Annotated in this window: 10 protein-coding genes; 7 read left to right on the top strand and 3 right to left on the bottom strand. The window is 62.8% G+C overall.

Annotated elements, in window-relative coordinates; all coding sequences use genetic code 11:
- Positions 1 to 193 precede the first annotated feature (193 nt).
- The 7 genes from CXK96_RS18270 to CXK96_RS18235 all read left to right on the top strand — a co-directional run bounded on the left by CXK96_RS18270 (position 194) and on the right by CXK96_RS18235 (position 12,950).
- Positions 194 to 3,664, top strand: a complete 3,471-nt coding sequence (locus CXK96_RS18270; RefSeq protein WP_102837863.1) for an indolepyruvate ferredoxin oxidoreductase family protein — start codon at positions 194 to 196, stop codon at positions 3,662 to 3,664.
- A 235-nt stretch (positions 3,665 to 3,899) separates the two neighbouring features.
- Positions 3,900 to 4,991, top strand: a complete 1,092-nt coding sequence (locus CXK96_RS18265) for a Glu/Leu/Phe/Val dehydrogenase dimerization domain-containing protein (RefSeq protein WP_102837862.1) — start codon at positions 3,900 to 3,902, stop codon at positions 4,989 to 4,991.
- Positions 4,992 to 5,096: 105 nt separating this feature from the next.
- Positions 5,097 to 6,500 carry a sodium-dependent transporter gene (locus CXK96_RS18260; protein ID WP_102837861.1) on the top strand — a complete coding sequence of 468 codons (1,404 nt, stop codon included), beginning with the start codon at positions 5,097 to 5,099 and terminating at the stop codon, positions 6,498 to 6,500.
- A 328-nt stretch (positions 6,501 to 6,828) separates the two neighbouring features.
- The gene (gene maiA, locus CXK96_RS18255; RefSeq protein ID WP_102837860.1) at positions 6,829 to 7,509 is read left to right on the top strand and encodes a maleylacetoacetate isomerase; all 681 of its coding nucleotides are present in this window, start codon (positions 6,829 to 6,831) and stop codon (positions 7,507 to 7,509) included.
- 79 nt (positions 7,510 to 7,588) lie between these two features.
- Positions 7,589 to 9,049: a sodium-dependent transporter gene (locus CXK96_RS18250; protein WP_102837859.1), complete on the top strand. Its 1,461-nt coding sequence runs from the start codon at positions 7,589 to 7,591 to the stop codon at positions 9,047 to 9,049.
- 278 nt (positions 9,050 to 9,327) lie between these two features.
- Positions 9,328 to 11,217, top strand: a complete 1,890-nt coding sequence (locus tag CXK96_RS18245; RefSeq protein WP_102837858.1) for a methyl-accepting chemotaxis protein — start codon at positions 9,328 to 9,330, stop codon at positions 11,215 to 11,217.
- Between the two features lie 1,049 nt (positions 11,218 to 12,266).
- Complete coding sequence (locus tag CXK96_RS18235) at positions 12,267 to 12,950, top strand: type 1 glutamine amidotransferase domain-containing protein (protein WP_102837856.1); 684 nt, start codon at positions 12,267 to 12,269, stop codon at positions 12,948 to 12,950.
- Here CXK96_RS18235 and CXK96_RS18230 read toward each other — a convergent pair.
- From CXK96_RS18230 to CXK96_RS18220, 3 genes are all read right to left on the bottom strand, one after another.
- On the bottom strand, positions 12,947 to 13,768 hold the full coding sequence (locus CXK96_RS18230; RefSeq protein ID WP_102837855.1) for an EAL domain-containing protein: 822 nt from the start codon (positions 13,766 to 13,768) through the stop codon (positions 12,947 to 12,949). The genes CXK96_RS18235 and CXK96_RS18230 overlap by 4 nt on opposite strands.
- A gap of 343 nt (positions 13,769 to 14,111) precedes the next feature.
- Positions 14,112 to 15,308 (bottom strand): amino acid aminotransferase, encoded by a 1,197-nt coding sequence (locus CXK96_RS18225; RefSeq protein WP_102837854.1) that lies wholly within the window; start codon positions 15,306 to 15,308, stop codon positions 14,112 to 14,114.
- On the bottom strand, positions 15,305 to 15,661 hold the full coding sequence (locus CXK96_RS18220; RefSeq protein ID WP_102837853.1) for a 4a-hydroxytetrahydrobiopterin dehydratase: 357 nt from the start codon (positions 15,659 to 15,661) through the stop codon (positions 15,305 to 15,307). Before CXK96_RS18220 ends, CXK96_RS18225 begins: the two co-directional genes overlap by 4 nt.
- Positions 15,662 to 15,900: the final 239 nt, after the last annotated feature.

Genomic DNA, 15,900 nt, shown 5'->3' with positions numbered 1-15,900 from the left:
TAGCGCTTACACCGCAAAAGTAGAAAGAAAATCTCTCCTTGTCACAGCCAGAATTTATCCAACGCGCAACGGTGGGGTGATCCCCTGCCGGTCGCTGGCGTGGGACGGCTTACCGTGCAGCTACCCACGACCTTGTTAGGCGGACGACGTAAAGCGTCGTCCAGACTCCGATAAAAACAAACAGGAGCGCCACATGTCACTGGCCGAGATCCGCCTGGATGACAAGTACCGGCTCGCAACCGGACATCTGTACCTCACCGGCACCCAGGCGCTGACTCGCCTGCCCATGCTGCAGCATCAGCGCGACCAGGCTCAGAACCTGAATACCGGTTGCTTCATCTCCGGCTACCGCGGCTCGCCATTGGGCATGCTGGACAAGAGCCTCTGGGACGCGCGCGATTTCCTCAAGCAGAACGCCATCCATTTCCAGCCGGGCCTCAACGAGGAACTGGCGGCGACGGCGGTCTGGGGCAGCCAGCAGACCAACCTGTTTCCCGGCGCCAAATACGACGGCGTGTTTGCCATGTGGTACGGCAAGGGCCCGGGCGTCGACCGCTCCGGCGACGTCTTCAAGCACGGCAATGCCGCGGGCGTCTCGCCCCATGGCGGCGTGCTGCTGCTGGCCGGTGACGACCACGGCTGCAAATCCTCGACGCTGCCGCACCAGAGCGAGCATGCCTTTATCGCTGCCTCGATCCCGGTGCTGAACCCGGCCAACGTTCAGGAGATTCTCGACTACGGCATCATCGGCTGGGAGCTGTCGCGCTATTCCGGCTGCTGGGTGGCGCTCAAGACCATTGCCGAGAACGTCGATTCCTCCGCCGTGGTGGAAGTCGATCCGCTGCGGGTGAAGACGCGCATTCCTGATGACTTCGAACTGCCTGAAGGCGGCGTGCACATTCGCTGGCCGGACCCGCCGTTGGCGCAGGAAAAACGCCTCAACCTCTACAAGATCTACGCCGCACGCGCGTTTGCTCGGGCCAACAACCTCAACCAGGTGATGCTCGACTCGCCGAACCCGCGCCTGGGGATCATCACCACCGGCAAGTCCTATCTCGACGTGCGCCAGGCGCTGGATGACCTCGGTCTGGACGAAGCGCTGTGCGCCCAAGTGGGCCTGCGGGTGCTCAAGGTCGGCATGAGCTGGCCGCTGGAGCCGGTTTCGGTGCATGAATTTGCCCAGGGCCTGGACGAGATCCTGGTGGTCGAGGAAAAGCGCAGCATTCTCGAAGACCAGCTCACCGGTCAGCTCTACAACTGGCCGCTGGACAAGCGCCCACGGGTGGTCGGCGAGTTCGACGAGCACGGCACCTCGCTGCTGCCGAACCTCAGCGAGCTGACCCCGGCGATGATCGCCCGGGTGATCGCCAAGCGCCTCGCGCCGATCTACACCAGCGACAGCATCCAGGCGCGCCTGGCCTTTCTCGCCGCCAAGGAAAAGGCCCTGGCGGCACGCAACTACGACACCGTGCGTACCCCGCATTACTGCTCCGGTTGCCCACATAACACCTCGACCAAAGTGCCCGAGGGCAGCCGCGCCTCGGCCGGCATCGGCTGTCACTACATGGTGCAGTGGATGGACCGGCGCACCGAGACCTTTACCCAGATGGGCGGGGAGGGCGTCAACTGGATCGGCCAGGCGCCGTTCACCGACACGCCTCACATGTTCCAGAACCTCGGCGACGGCACCTATTTCCACTCCGGCAGCTTGGCAGTACGCGCCGCGGTGGCGGCCGGTGTGAACATCACCTTCAAGATTCTCTACAACGATGCTGTGGCCATGACCGGTGGCCAGCCCATTGACGGCGAGTTGCGCGTCGACCAGCTCAGCCGGCAGGTCGCCGACGAAGGCGTCAAACGTATCGCCCTGGTCAGCGACGAGCCGGAAAAATACCCGACCCGCGAAACCTTCGCGCCGATCACCAGCTTCCACCATCGCCGCGATCTGGACGCCATCCAGCGCGAGCTTCGCGAGTTCAAGGGCGTGTCGGTGATCATCTACGACCAGACCTGTGCCACCGAAAAGCGCCGTCGGCGCAAGCGCGGCAAGCTGGAAGACCCGGCCAAGCGCGCCTTTATCAACCCGGCCGTGTGCGAAGGCTGCGGTGACTGTGGCGAGAAGTCCAACTGCCTGGCGGTGATGCCGCTGGAAACCGAGTTGGGCCGCAAGCGCGAGATCGACCAGAACGCTTGCAACAAGGACTTTTCATGCGTCGAAGGCTTCTGCCCGAGCTTTGTCACCGTGCACGGCGGCGGGCTGCGCAAGCCCGAGGCCATGGCTGGCGGTATCGAGGCGGCAACATTGCCCGAGCCACAGCACCCGGCGCTGGATCGTCCGTGGAACATACTGATTCCAGGCGTGGGCGGCAGCGGTGTGACCACCCTCGGCGCGCTGCTGGGCATGGCCGCGCATCTGGAAGGCAAGGGCTGCACCGTGCTCGATCAGGCCGGGCTGGCGCAGAAGTTCGGCCCGGTGGTCACGCATATCCGCATCGCCGCCAAGCAGGACGATATCTATGCAGTGCGCATTGCAGCCGGTGAAACCGATCTGCTGCTGGGCTGCGATCTGGTGGTCGCCGCCGGTGACGATTCGCTCACCCGCCTCAATGATCAGATCAGCCATGCGGTGATCAACAGCCACGAATCGGCGACCGCCGAATTCACCCGCAACCCCGATGCCCAGGTGCCGGGCAAGGCCATGCGCGAAGCGCTGGTCGATGCGGTGGGTGCCGAAAAGACTCACTTCATCGATGCGACTTACCTGGCCACCCGACTGCTCGGCGATAGCATCGCGACCAACCTCTTCCTGCTGGGATTTGCCTATCAGCAAGGGCTGTTGCCGCTGTCTGCCGAAGCCATGGAGAAGGCTATCAGCATCAACGGAGTCGCTGCCGAGTTGAACCAGCAGGCCTTTCGCTGGGGCCGCCGCGCATCGCTGGAACGCGAAGCGGTGGAGAAACTGGCGCGTCCGGCTGAAACGGCCGAGCCCATCTGCCAGACCCTGGAAGAGATCGTCGACTGGCGTGTGGATTTCCTCACTCGTTACCAGAACGCCGCCTATGCCAAGCGGTATCGCGCCAAGGTGGAGCAGGTGCGGGCGCTGGATACCGCCGATGATCTGGCGCTGTCCAAAGCCGTGGCGCGTTATTACTTCAAACTGCTCGCCTACAAGGACGAGTACGAAGTCGCGCGGCTGTACAGCGAGCCGGAATTCCGCCAGCAGCTCGAAGCGCAGTTTGAAGGCGACTACAAGCTGCAGTTCCATCTGGCGCCGGCCTGGCTGGCCAAGCGTGACAGCACCACCGGCGAGCCGCGCAAGCGCGAACTCGGCCCTTGGGTGCTAAACGCCTTCAACGTGCTGGCGAAGCTGAAGTTCCTGCGCGGGACGCCGTTGGACGTGTTCGGCTACGGCCATGACCGCCGCGTCGAACGCGAGTTGATCAGCGAATACGAGCGCAACCTCGACGGCCTCCTGGCGCAACTCAAGCCGAGCAACTACCGCACCGCTGTGGCCATCGCTGCGCTACCGGAACTGATCCGTGGCTACGGCCCGGTGAAAGAGCGCTCCATTGCCAAGGCACGCCAGCAGGAAAAGGTGCTCAAGGAGCAGCTGAACCGCGGCGACGAGGTGCAGACCGTGCGGCTGTTCGAACCGGCGGCCTGACCGCCCCGGCTGGGCGCTCGTCGAGTGGGCCAGAGTTGTTCGGTGGGCTAAAGCCCACCCTACAAAACCGCCCGCGGCGATGAAGACGCACTCGTAGGGTGGGCTTCAGCCCACCATTGATTGATGGCGTAAGCGTCGAAAGCTCTCCGCGAAGTGCGCCGGATAGGTCGCACAGAAGATTCGAAGGGACCTGGATAGCAGGGCTCTCAAACAGAACAACAAAGAGGAATCCGCAATGTCCGTTTTCACCCATCCCGATTTCGATCACCACGAGCAGGTGGTTTTCTGCCATGACAAGGCGTCGGGCCTGCGCGCGATCATCGCCATCCATGACACCACGCTCGGCCCGGCGCTGGGCGGTTGCCGGATGTTTCCCTATGCCAGTGACGACGACGCGGTGCGTGACGTGCTGCGTCTGTCTCGTGGCATGACCCTGAAATCCTCGCTGGCCGGGCTCAAGCTTGGCGGCGGCAAGGCGGTGATCATCGGCGACCCGCACGCCGGCAAGAGCCAGGCATTGCTCCACGCCATGGGTGATTTCGTCGACAGCCTCGGCGGACGCTACATCACGGCGGCCGACTCGGGCACCGGTGAGCCGGAAATGCAGGCCTTCGCCCAGCGCACCCGCCACGTTATCGGCGCCACACCGCGCACCACGCTCGATGGCACTATCGCCAGCGGCGACCCGTCGCCGTCCACGGCACTCGGTGTGTTTGTCGGCCTGCGCGAAGCAGTGCGTCAGCGCCTCGGTCGGGACGACCTGACTGGCCTGAAGGTCGCCATCCAGGGCGTCGGGCATGTCGGGCTCGGGTTGGCTCGTCATCTGAAGGACGCCGGCGCCGAGCTGTGGGTCTGCGACATTTTCGATGCCAACGTGCAGCAATCCGTCGAAGAGCTGGGCGCCAACGCGGTGCGGCCACACGACATCTATGGCCTGGACGTAGATGTGTTCGCGCCCTGCGCCATGGGCGGCATTCTCAACGCCGAAACCTTGCAGAGCCTGCGTGCCCCGGTGATCGCCGGGGCGGCGAACAACCAGCTGGCGAGCCCGGAAATAGGCGTCGAACTGCAGCGTCGCAATCATCTCTACGCGCCGGACTACGCCATCAATGCCGGCGGCATCATCGACGTCTATTACCAGCGCATCGGCGGCAGCCCGGCACAGACGGACGCGCACGTTCGAGGCATCGCTGAAACCCTGCGCGAGATCTTCGAGCGCGCCGCCAGCAGTGGTGAGTCCACGTCGGTCGTCGCCGATCGGCTGGCCCAGGAGCGCCTCGGCGGCCAGCACGCGGTGCAGAAGCACCCACAGCGCCTGCAGGCGTAACGAGCATGAGGGCGGCCCAGGGCCGCCCGTTTTGTTTTCGGCAGCCCGAGTTGTTCTGCCGAGCATGTGCAAATCCCTGACAAAAACAACAAGCAGGAATCCGCAATGACTGACAAAAGCAGCATTGCCGCCGGCTCTCTCGGTGGCGTTCATACTCAGCAAAGCGCGGCGCGTGGGCTCTGGTCCTCACGCTGGGTGTTCTTCCTGGCCGCCACTGGCTCGGCGGTCGGCCTGGGCAATATCTGGAAATTCCCCTACATCACCGGTGAGAACGGCGGCGGCGCCTTTGTGCTGGTGTACCTCGGCTGCATTCTGCTGATCGGCATTCCCTTGCTGATGGCTGAAGTGATGATCGGCCGTCGTGGTCGGCAGAACCCCGATGACGCGGTGGCGCGACTGGCCCGTGAGGCCGGCGCCAGTACCCGGTGGCGCATTGCCGGTTGGCTCGGTGGATTGACCGGTTTCCTCATTCTCAGCTTCTACCTGGTGGTGGCTGGTTGGGCGCTGTCCTATGTGCCGACCACGCTCAGCGGCGCTTTCGGTGGTGTGAGCGGTGACACCAGTGGTGAGATGTTCAATGGCCTGTTGGCCAGCCCGATGCGGCTGATCGTCTGCGGCACGCTGGTGCTGGCAGCGACCATGCTGATTGTCGGCTTTGGTGTGCGCGGCGGGCTGGAGCGCTCGCTGCGGTTCCTCATGCCCGGTCTGTTCGTACTGTTGCTCGGGCTGGTCGGCTATGCCGCCGTGACGGGCGAATTCCTGCAGGCGCTGGAGTTTCTGTTTGTGCCGGACTTCTCCGCGCTGACCGCCACCAGCGTGTTGATCGCGCTGGGCCATGCCTTCTTCACGCTCAGTCTCGGTGCGGGGGCGATGATGGTCTATGGCTCCTATCTGCCCGAGGGCACCTCGATTGCCAAGACCTCCGTGTTGGTGGCGCTGGCTGACACCGTCGTTGCGCTGCTGGCCGGTATGGCGATCTTCCCGCTGGTGTTCGGTAATGGTCTGGAGCCGGGCGCCGGCCCCGGGCTGATCTTTGTCACCCTGCCAATCGCCTTCGGCCAGATGCCGCTGGGCCAGGTGGTCGGTGGGCTGTTCTTTGTCATGCTGGTGATCGCCGCACTGACCTCGGCCATTTCCCTGAGCGAACCGAGCATTGCCTGGATGACCGAGCGCTTCCGCATGAGCCGTACTAAGGCGGTGCTGATCAGTGGCGGCCTGCTCTGGCTGCTGAGCTTGGGCAGCGTGTTCTCCTTCAATCTCTGGGCGGACTACCAGCTGTTCGGCAAGACCTTCTTTGACAGCCTCGATTATCTGACGACCAACTGGCTGATGCCCTTGGGCGGTCTTATGACTGTGCTGTTCACCGGCTGGGTAATGAAGGAACAAACGGTACGCGACGCCATTGGAATTCGGGACGGCGGACTGTTCCGCGCCTGGTGGGTGCTGCTGCGCTTCGGCACCCCGCTGGCAATCGTCCTGGTGTTCCTCAACCTCAGCGGGCTGATCTAGGAAGCTCTTGCGCTGAGCCGGGTGCGTCGGAACCGGAATTAAAAAAGGCGTGGTGCGGCGAGCTGTCGCACCGAGCCGTCAGGTTTTCGTTACGCAGCAAATGACGCAACCTCGTAGCCCTGCGCTCGCAAAGGGCCGTAACGAAATCCTTCCAGGCTGAGCATCCCGAAGTCGCCAGCCCTGCTACCGGCGGGCTTGTGCGGCTGGTCCGGGTGGTTTGTTATGGCGGCGGCCAAGCCAATCCTTCGACCTTGCTGGGTGATCAGCAGGGCAACCGGGATGGTCAAAGGATGTTGCCCGCCACAGAGAACCACGTACTGGGAGCGTTATGAGCAGTGAAACAACCACAACGGCCGGTTCGTCGCCCACGCTGAAGCTCTACGGCTACTGGCGTTCCAGCGCCGCCTATCGCGTACGCATTGCGTTGAACCTGAAAGGCCTCGCCTTCGAAAACTTGCCGGTGCATCTGGTCAAAGACGGCGGCCAGCAACGCTCGGCCGACTACAAGGGGCTCAATCCGCAGGGGCTGGTGCCCTTGTTGGTCGATGGCGACGAGCGCATCAGCCAGTCGCTAGCGATTCTTGAATACCTGGAGGAGGTCTTTCCGCTTCCGGCTTTGCTGCCGGATGACCCGGCCGACCGGGCTCGGGTGCGCTCGCTGGCGCTTCATATCGCCTGTGACCTGCATCCCCTGAACAACCTGCGTGTGTTGCAGTACCTCAGCGGCCCGCTGGGCATTGCGGACGAGGCGAAGCAGCAGTGGATACAGCACTGGATTCTCACGGGCCTCGCCGGTGTCGAGCAGGGGCTGGCTGCCTTCGATGGCAAACTCTCACTCGGCAAACGGCCGGGCTATCTGGAGGCATGCCTGGTGCCGCAGGTATACAATGCGCGCCGTTTTTCCTGTGACCTCAGTGCGTACCCGCGCATTTTGCAGATGACCGAGCAGTGCGAATCCCTCGAAGCCTTTGCCAACGCAGCTCCGGAGGTGCAGCCCGACGCTCAATAGGTTCATCCGCCTTGCACTCCGTCGTGCCACAAGCGCGGCGGGTTCGATTCCGTCACAGATAACAACAAACAGGTGACGCATGACCCGTGAAAAACCGAAGAACCTTTGGCTCTCCCGTTGGGGCTTTATCCTGGCCGCGACCGGCTCCGCCGTCGGCTTGGGCAACATCTGGAAATTTCCCTACATAACCGGCGAGTACGGCGGCGGCGCGTTCGTGCTGATGTACCTGGCGTGCATCCTTGCCATCGGTATTCCGGTGATGATGACCGAGATCGCCATTGGCCGTCGCGGCCGCGGCAGCCCCATCGACGCGATTGGTCGGGCGGCACGCGAAAACGGCAGCAGCCCGTTGTGGAAAGGTGTCGGCGGCATGGCCATGGCGGCCGGCTTCCTGATTCTCTGTTTCTACGTGGTGGTCGCCGGCTGGGCCTTTGCCTATACGGTGAAGATGCTCGACGGCTCGCTCGCGGCGGGTTCCGTGGACGGCCTGGCGCAGGTGTTCGAGGCGCACAACGCCAATGCCCTGCAGTTGGGTGGCTGGAGTCTCCTCGTAGCGCTGTTGACGCTGTGGATCGTCGCCAAGGGCGTGCAGGCGGGCATCGAGCGCGCGGTGCGCTGGATGATGCCGGGCCTCGCGGTGATGCTGCTGATTCTGGTGGGCTACGCCTTTACCAGCGGCGGCTTCGATCAAGGCTTCGCGTTCCTGTTCAGCTTCGACACCTCCAAGCTCACCGGTGAAGCGCTGCTGGCCGCGCTCGGCCATGCCTTCTTTACCCTGAGCCTGGCGTCCGGCGCCATCCTCACCTACGGATCCTACATCCCGGATGGCCAGTCCATCGCGCGGACCACCTTCATGGTCGCGATTGCCGACACGGCGGTGGCGTTGCTGGCAGGGCTGGCGATCTTCCCGATCATCTTTGCCAACGGCATGGACCCGACCGCGGGGCCCGGGCTGATCTTCATGAGCCTGCCGCTGGCCTTCCAGCAGATGCCGTTCGGCACGCTGTTCGGCGTGCTGTTCTTCGCCATGGTGTCGATTGCCGCGCTGACCTCGGCGATCTCGATGATCGAAGCCACGGTGGCCTACCTCAACGAGAAGCATGGCATCAGCCGCCTCAAGGCCGCCATGGGCGCGGGTGCGGTGCTGCTGGTGATCAGCCTGCTGGCGATGCTCTCATTCAACCTGATGGCCGGCTGGACACCAATGGGCAAGAACTTCTTCGACTGGCTCGACTACCTGACCTCGCGCTGGATGATGCCGTTGGGCGGGATCTTCATCGTGATCTTTGCCGGCTATGCGCTGCGCAGCGAGATCATGCGTGAAGAGTTGGATCTGCCGCCGCTGGGTTATGCGCTCTGGCTGTTCATGGTGCGCTACGTCTGCCCGGTGCTGATTACGATGGTCTTCCTGCACGCCCTCGGCTGGCTGGGCTTCGACCCGCTGGTGCGCTGGTACTGGATTGTCGGGGCCGTGGCTGTGCTGGCCATCCTCGGTGAGGGGTTGCGCCCGCGGGTCATGCCGGCTTTGGCAGGGCGCTGACTTCGGCAGCGTTCTTGCTGGATTGACAGAACGGCATGTCTGCAAGGCATGCCGTTTTTGTTTGCAGGCTATTCAAAAAGGCGCTGTCAAAACGCCATGCCGCTCGTCTGAAGCCGTCGTGAGTTGCTTTGAAACCCCCGGCTGGCGCGGGTTGTAGCCCATCTTGATCAGGCGATTTGCCTAAAGCTTGAGTCCCTGCGGCCGACATACGATCAAGCAGTGGACGCTACATAAGGAAAGGATTGCCGATTCGATCCAGACCTATCCGGACACGCGCCATGCCTAGCCGTCTCAAATTCAGCCACAAGATTCTGTTGGCTGCGTCACTCGTCGTGATCGCGACGTTCGCCCTGTTCACGCTGTTCAACGATTACCTTCAGCGCAACGCCATCCGAGACAATCTCGATAGCTATCTGGATGAGATGGGTGAAGTCACCGCTCACAACATTCAGAACTGGCTGTCCGGTCGGATCCTGTTGGTGGAAAGCGCTGCGCAGTCCATCGCCAACGACAGCTCCGATCAGCGCGTGGTTGCTCTGCTCGAACAGAAGGCGTTTGCCTCAACCTTCGGCTTTACCTATCTGGGCGAGCAGAGCGGCCGCTTCACTATGCGTCCGGAAGACGAAATGCCCGCCGGGTACGATCCGCGCACCCGCCCTTGGTACAAGGACGCGGTGGCTGCTGGCGGAACGACCCTTACCGAACCCTATGTCGACGCGGCCACGGGCGAGCTGATCATCACGATCGCCACCCCCGCGGGCAGCGGCAGCCAGACGGTTGGCGTGGTGGGCGGCGACCTGGGTTTGAAGGCGCTGGTCGACATCATCAACGCGCTGAACTTCGACGGCATGGGGTACGCGTTTCTGGTCAGCGGTGACGGCAAGGTGCTGGTCCACCCGGACAAAAGCAAAGTGATGAAAACGCTGGCTGAGCTGTATCCGCAGAACACACCTTCGGTAACCGGCGATCTCAGCGAATCCGAGCTCGATGGCCAGGCACGCATCCTCAGCTTCAGCCCGGTCCCCGGCCTGCCTTCGGTGACCTGGTACGTCGGCATCTCCGTGGAAAAGGAAAAGGCTTATGAGGCGCTGTCGAGCTTCCGTACCTCGGCGCTCGTCGCCACTGTCATCGCTGTGGTGTTCATCATGATCCTGCTGGGCATGCTGATCCGTGTGCTGATGCGGCCGCTGACCGACATGGGCCGCGCCATGGCCAACATTGCCGAAGGCGAGGGGGACCTGACCCGCCGCCTGACCGTGCAATCGCAGGACGAGTTTGGTGTGCTGGCAATGGCCTTCAACCGTTTCGTAGAGCGTATTCACGGCTCCATCCGGGAGGTGTCGTCCGCGACCGAGCAGGTCAACGAGGTGGCGCAGCGAGTGCTGGCCGCCTCGAACTCTTCAATGATCAACTCCGACGAACAGTCCAGCCGCACCAACAGTGTGGCCGCCGCGATCAATCAACTCGGCGCCGCCGCGCAAGAGATCGCCCGCAATGCCGCCGACGCTTCGCAGCAGGCCAGCGGTGCCAGCCACCAGGCCGAAGACGGGCGCAAGGTGGTCGAGCGAAACATCGAGGCGATGAAGCAGCTGTCGAACAACATCAGCGCCTCCTGCCAGCAGATCGAGGCCCTCAATAGTCAGACCGTTGGCATCGGGCAGATCCTTGATGTGATCAAGGGCATCTCCGAACAGACCAACCTACTGGCGCTGAACGCCGCCATCGAAGCGGCGCGCGCCGGTGAAGCCGGACGTGGTTTTGCGGTTGTTGCAGATGAAGTGCGCAGCCTCGCGCATCGCACCCAGACCTCGGCGCAGGAGATCCACGGCATGATCGAGAAGCTGCAGGTTGGTGCCCGCGATTCGGTGAGCACCATGACCGAGAGTCAGCGCCAGAGCGAGGCCAGCGTCGGCATAGCCAACCAGGCCGGTGAGCGCCTGGGCAGCGTGACACTCAGCATCGGTGAGATCGACGCGATGAACCAGTCGGTCGCCACCGCGACCGAAGAGCAGACCTCGGTGATCGAGTCGCTGAACATGGACATCACCGAGATCAACACGCTGAACCAGGAAGGCGTGGAGAACCTGCAGTCTACGCTGCGGGCCTGTGGTGATCTTGAGCAGCAGGCGGCGCGGTTGAAGCAGTTGGTGGGGAGTTTCCGGATCTGATCCGGGGTTGATGAAAAGGGCGCTTCGGCGCCCTTTTTGTTTTGACGAGTTTGCGTTGCCGCGGGCGTTGGGGACACCGAGTCCCTGGTGCGAATTTTTGTGCTGCGGGCCCGCGTGGTTAGCCGATTGATTGGGTTGTTTTGGGCATTGGTTTCGCCCTGCTGGGCGAGTCACTTTTTCCAAACGCGGAAAAAGTAACCAAAAACGCTTGCCCCTGCATCCGGCCCCGGCTGCGCCGGGGTTCCCTCGCTCCGGCGACGTTCCAGGGGCCCGCCGCGAAGGGCCATCCCTGGCCCATCGCGGCTCTCGCGGCATCCATGCCGCTCAACCCCTTCCACGCCACCTGCGCTCGGCCTCCTGAAAGGGGCGATTCGGTGGTGTCTGATAGGCCGTGCAACGAAGCGGTTGTGCGAGCGTTTTAGACGATAGAAGGGTGGTAACGCCAAGCTTACCCACCGATTTTTGAGTGCAATGTTCGAGATTAGTCGCTACGTCGATCGCGGTAGAAAATGCTTCGCAGTTTTCCACCCTACGAAGCCAACCGAAGGTTGACGCGCTTTGTTGCAGTCGCTGTTCCAGAACTTCCAGACGACTCGGTCCCGATTCCCCTTCAGGAGGCCGAGCGTAGGTGCTGCGCAGGGGGACGCGAGGCATGGATGCCGAGCGAGGAGTGATGGGACATGGATGTCCCTTCGCGACGACCCCCGGAGCAGCGCCGGAGGGAGGGAAGTTTTGCGTAGCAAAACCCGGATGTAGGGGTGGCCTTCTTTTTGGTTACTTTTTCTTGGCCACACAAGAAAAAGTGACGCGCCGTGCGAGGCGCAACCTGTAGTTCCAGCCGAGGAGAGAGCGGCGTTGTACGCAAATGCATGCGCCCGCGACGCCTCTGGGGGGACAAAGATTAGACGGCCCTTCGCTCCTACGAGACGTGACTACGGATAGTCCGGCCTAAGACACGAGACTTTGCAAGCACGGCATTGACCCATTCCCCACCGCCATGGTCGAGATGAACCATGGCCCGCATTCGGGCCCGGTTAAAAGGAGACCCCATGAAAGTTCTCATCGTCCTCACATCCCACGACAAACTCGGCGACACCGGCAAGCCGACCGGCTTCTGGCTCGAAGAATTCGCCGCCCCTTACTACGTGTTCAAGGATGCCGGCGCCGAGATCGTATTGGCCTCACCCAAGGGTGGCCAGCCGCCGCTGGATCCGAAGAGCGATGCGCCGGATGCTCAGACCGAGATGACCCAGCGTTTCAAGAACGATGCCGAATCCCAGGCGCTGCTGGCCAACACCCGCAAGCTGGACGAGGTCTCGGCAGCGGACTTTGATACGGTGTTTTACCCCGGTGGCCATGGACCGTTGTGGGATTTGACCGGCAACGCGACCTCCATCGCCCTGATCGAATCCTTCATCCAGGCGCGCAAGCCAGTGGCGGCGGTCTGCCATGCGCCAGCGGCGCTGGTGCAGGTGCGCGGCGTGGACGGCGAGTATCTGGTCAAAGGCAAGCGCGTCACCGGCTTTACCAACACCGAGGAGGAGGGGGTGCAGCTCACCGACGTGGTGCCCTTCCTGCTGGAAGACAAACTGAAGGAAATTGGCGGCGACTACAGCAAGGGGCCGGACTGGTCGTCCTATGTGCTGGTCGATGGCCTGCTCGTTACAGGCCAGAACCCGGCGTCCTCGGAAGAAGCCGCTCGGGAATTGCTCAAGCTGCTTGAGTCCCGCTAAGGTCGTTCAGCTGGCCAGGTCAGGGAATCGGCATTGCTGCAGGTTTCGAACAGCGGTTTGCTGAACAGATAACCCTGTAACAGGCTGATGCCCAGATCCTGCAGGGCGCTGCACTCGTCGGAGGTTTCTACACCTTCGGCGATGACCTTGATGCCCAATTCTGCGCACATGCCCACCGTGCCGCGAACAATGGCCTGGCGGGCGCGACTCTGGTCGATGCCGCGTATCAGGTCCATGTCCAGCTTGATGATGTCCGGCTGGAAGTCCGCCAGCAGGTTCAGCCCTGCGAACCCTGCGCCGAAATCGTCGATGGCGGTTAGAAAGCCGATGCGCTGGTATTCACGGAAGACCTCGGTCAGCCACTTGGCGTCACTGATGCGCTCGCCTTCGACCGTCTCGAAAATGATCTGCTCGATGGGGAAGTTGTGCGCACGGGCAGCTTCCAGCGTCGAGCGGATGCACAGTTCCGGGCGATAGATGGCGTTGGGCATGAAGTTGATCGACAGCTTGCTCTGCATCTGGAGCTTGGCTGCGGTCTTGATAGCCTTGACCCGGCAAGCCTGATCGAAGCGGAAGCGGTTGTCCTCGGTCACCTGTGCCAGCACGCTGGGAGCCGGTTCGCCGTTCACGCCTCGTACAAGGGCTTCGTGAGCGAAGATCTCGCGCTTGGCAATGTCCACGATCGGTTGGTAGGCGTAGCTGAAGCGAAAGCCGAGACGCTCGCCACTCGCGCAGCTGGGGCAGGCCCCATGCTCGCTGGCTGAATGGCAGGCGTATTGGTGCGGAGCAGGGTTACCGGCGGTGTTGCTATGAATCATGGGCGAGCTCGTTCGAAACCTATTGCTGAAGATAGCGGCTACCCTGGCTTTCGCTAGAGCCCGTTCGTCACCGGACCGGTCAGTCACACCGGAATAGATAGCAGGGCTATATGGTAGGCCAGAATCGACTCAGCATGATGGCCAAATGCTACGACATAAAAGCGGCGTCTGAGTTCCAGACCTTCAGAAAGGTGCTTTACGGGCGGGTGGATGGGGCGAGACGGGCGCGCTCGGTTGGCGGTTCGCTTGACGCGCGGGGAGGGCGTTGATGTTGAACCGAGCCGGAAAACGCAGAGATCGGCCGTGTCGGCCGGTCTCCGGGCTTCGAGCGAGTGGCGTGTGATCAGCCGGTAACGCGGGCGATGGCCGCCGCCAATTGATCAAGCCGTGCAGCGTCCAGTCCGGCGATATTCGCCCGCCCGCTTTCGACCAGATACACCGCATCCTCTCGCCGCAGGCGCAGCACCTGCTCGGCGGTGAGGCCGGTGTAGGAGAACATCCCGCGTTGTTGCGCGATATGCGCAAAGCGCTCGGCCAACCCATAGGGCGCAAGCGCTTCCACCAGCCCCTGGCGCAAACCGGCGATGCGCTCGCGTTTGGCGGCGACTTCCTGCTGCCAGAGCTGACGCAATTCGGGGTTGGAGAGAATCGTCGCCACTACAGCAGCGCCGTGAGAAGGCGGTGTCGACCAGAGGTTGCGCGCCACCGAGGCGAACTGGCTGCGCACATCGATCAGCGACTCGCCGTCAGCGGCGACCACGATCAGCGCACCGGTGCGTTCGCGGTACAGACCGAAATTCTTCGAGCAGGAACTGGTGATCAGCACCTCGGGCAACGCTTCGACAAACAGGCGGACAGCCCAGGCATCTTCATCCAGGCCGTCGCCAAAACCCTGATAGGCGAAATCGAACAGCGGCAACAGCTCGCGGCGGCGCACGATCTCGAGTACCTGGCGCCAGTCGTCCCGGCTCAGATCGTAGCCGGTGGGGTTGTGACAGCAGGCGTGCAGCAGTACCACGTCACCGCTGGGGATCTGCTCCAGCGCGGCGAGCATGGCCGGCACGTCCAGCCTGTTCTGCGCGTCGACGTAGGGATAATGCTCGACCTTCAAGCGGGCCGCGGCGAACAGGGTTTCGTGGATCGGCCAGGTCGGGTCGCTGAGCCAGAGGCTGCGGCCCGGCAGGCACTTGGCGATGAAATCGCCCACCAGCCGCAGCGCGCCGGTACCGCCGGGTGTCTGGGTGCAGCCTGCGCGGTGTTCGACCAGCGCCGGTGAGCCTTCACCGAGCACCAGCTGCAACAGCTGCTCGCCGAACAGCGGATCACCGTGGCCGCCGATGTAGCTTTTGGTCTGTTCGCTGTCGATCAGCCGCTGCTCGGCCAGCTTTACGGCCTTGGGGATCGGCGTCAGGCCGAGGGCATCCTTGTAGACGCCGACACCGAGGTCGAGCTTGGCCGGGTTGGGATCGGCGCGATAGGCATCGAGCAGACCGAGAATCGGGTCGCCAGGTACCCGCGCCACGTCAGCGAACTGCTTCACTTGCGACCCTCGGCGTTTTTCGCGACCTCGTCGGTGCGCGCGGCCATGATGAAGTCGTTGCGATGCAGACCTTTGATCGAGTGGCTCCACCAGGTCACGGTGACCTTGCCCCATTCGGTGAGCAGGCCGGGGTGGTGGCCCTCGGCTTCGGCAATCTCGCCGACGGCGTTGGTAAAAGCCAGAGCGTGCTTGAAGTTCTTGAACAAGAAGACCTTCTCCAGCTCCATGTGGCCGTCGCGGGTTTCGATGTTCCAGTCCGGGATCTGCTTGATCAGCTCGGCCAATTCGTCATCGGATACCTTGGGTGCGTCGGCGCGGCAGGCTTCGCAGTGGGCTTGGGTGAGGGCGGTCATGGTTGGGTCCTTGTGGTAATCGGTTGGTTGATTGGATCGGTGGGCTAAAGCCCACCCTACGTGATGGGGTTGATGAGAGTTAAGCAGCGTAGGGTGGACAACGCCGCAGGCTTGTCCACGCGTGGGGCCTGTCCGCCGCATTGCCGAGCAACCGTAGGGTGGATGGCGCCCAGAGGCTCATCCACCAATTGGTCAGAACGACCGGCGCCGCCGGGAGACGTCGTTGGGAACGAAACGGA

It is taken from the genome of Stutzerimonas stutzeri (genome assembly GCF_002890895.1).
Lineage (GTDB): Bacteria > Pseudomonadota > Gammaproteobacteria > Pseudomonadales > Pseudomonadaceae > Stutzerimonas > Stutzerimonas stutzeri_AB.
This window is presented reverse-complemented; position numbering and strand designations above follow the sequence as displayed.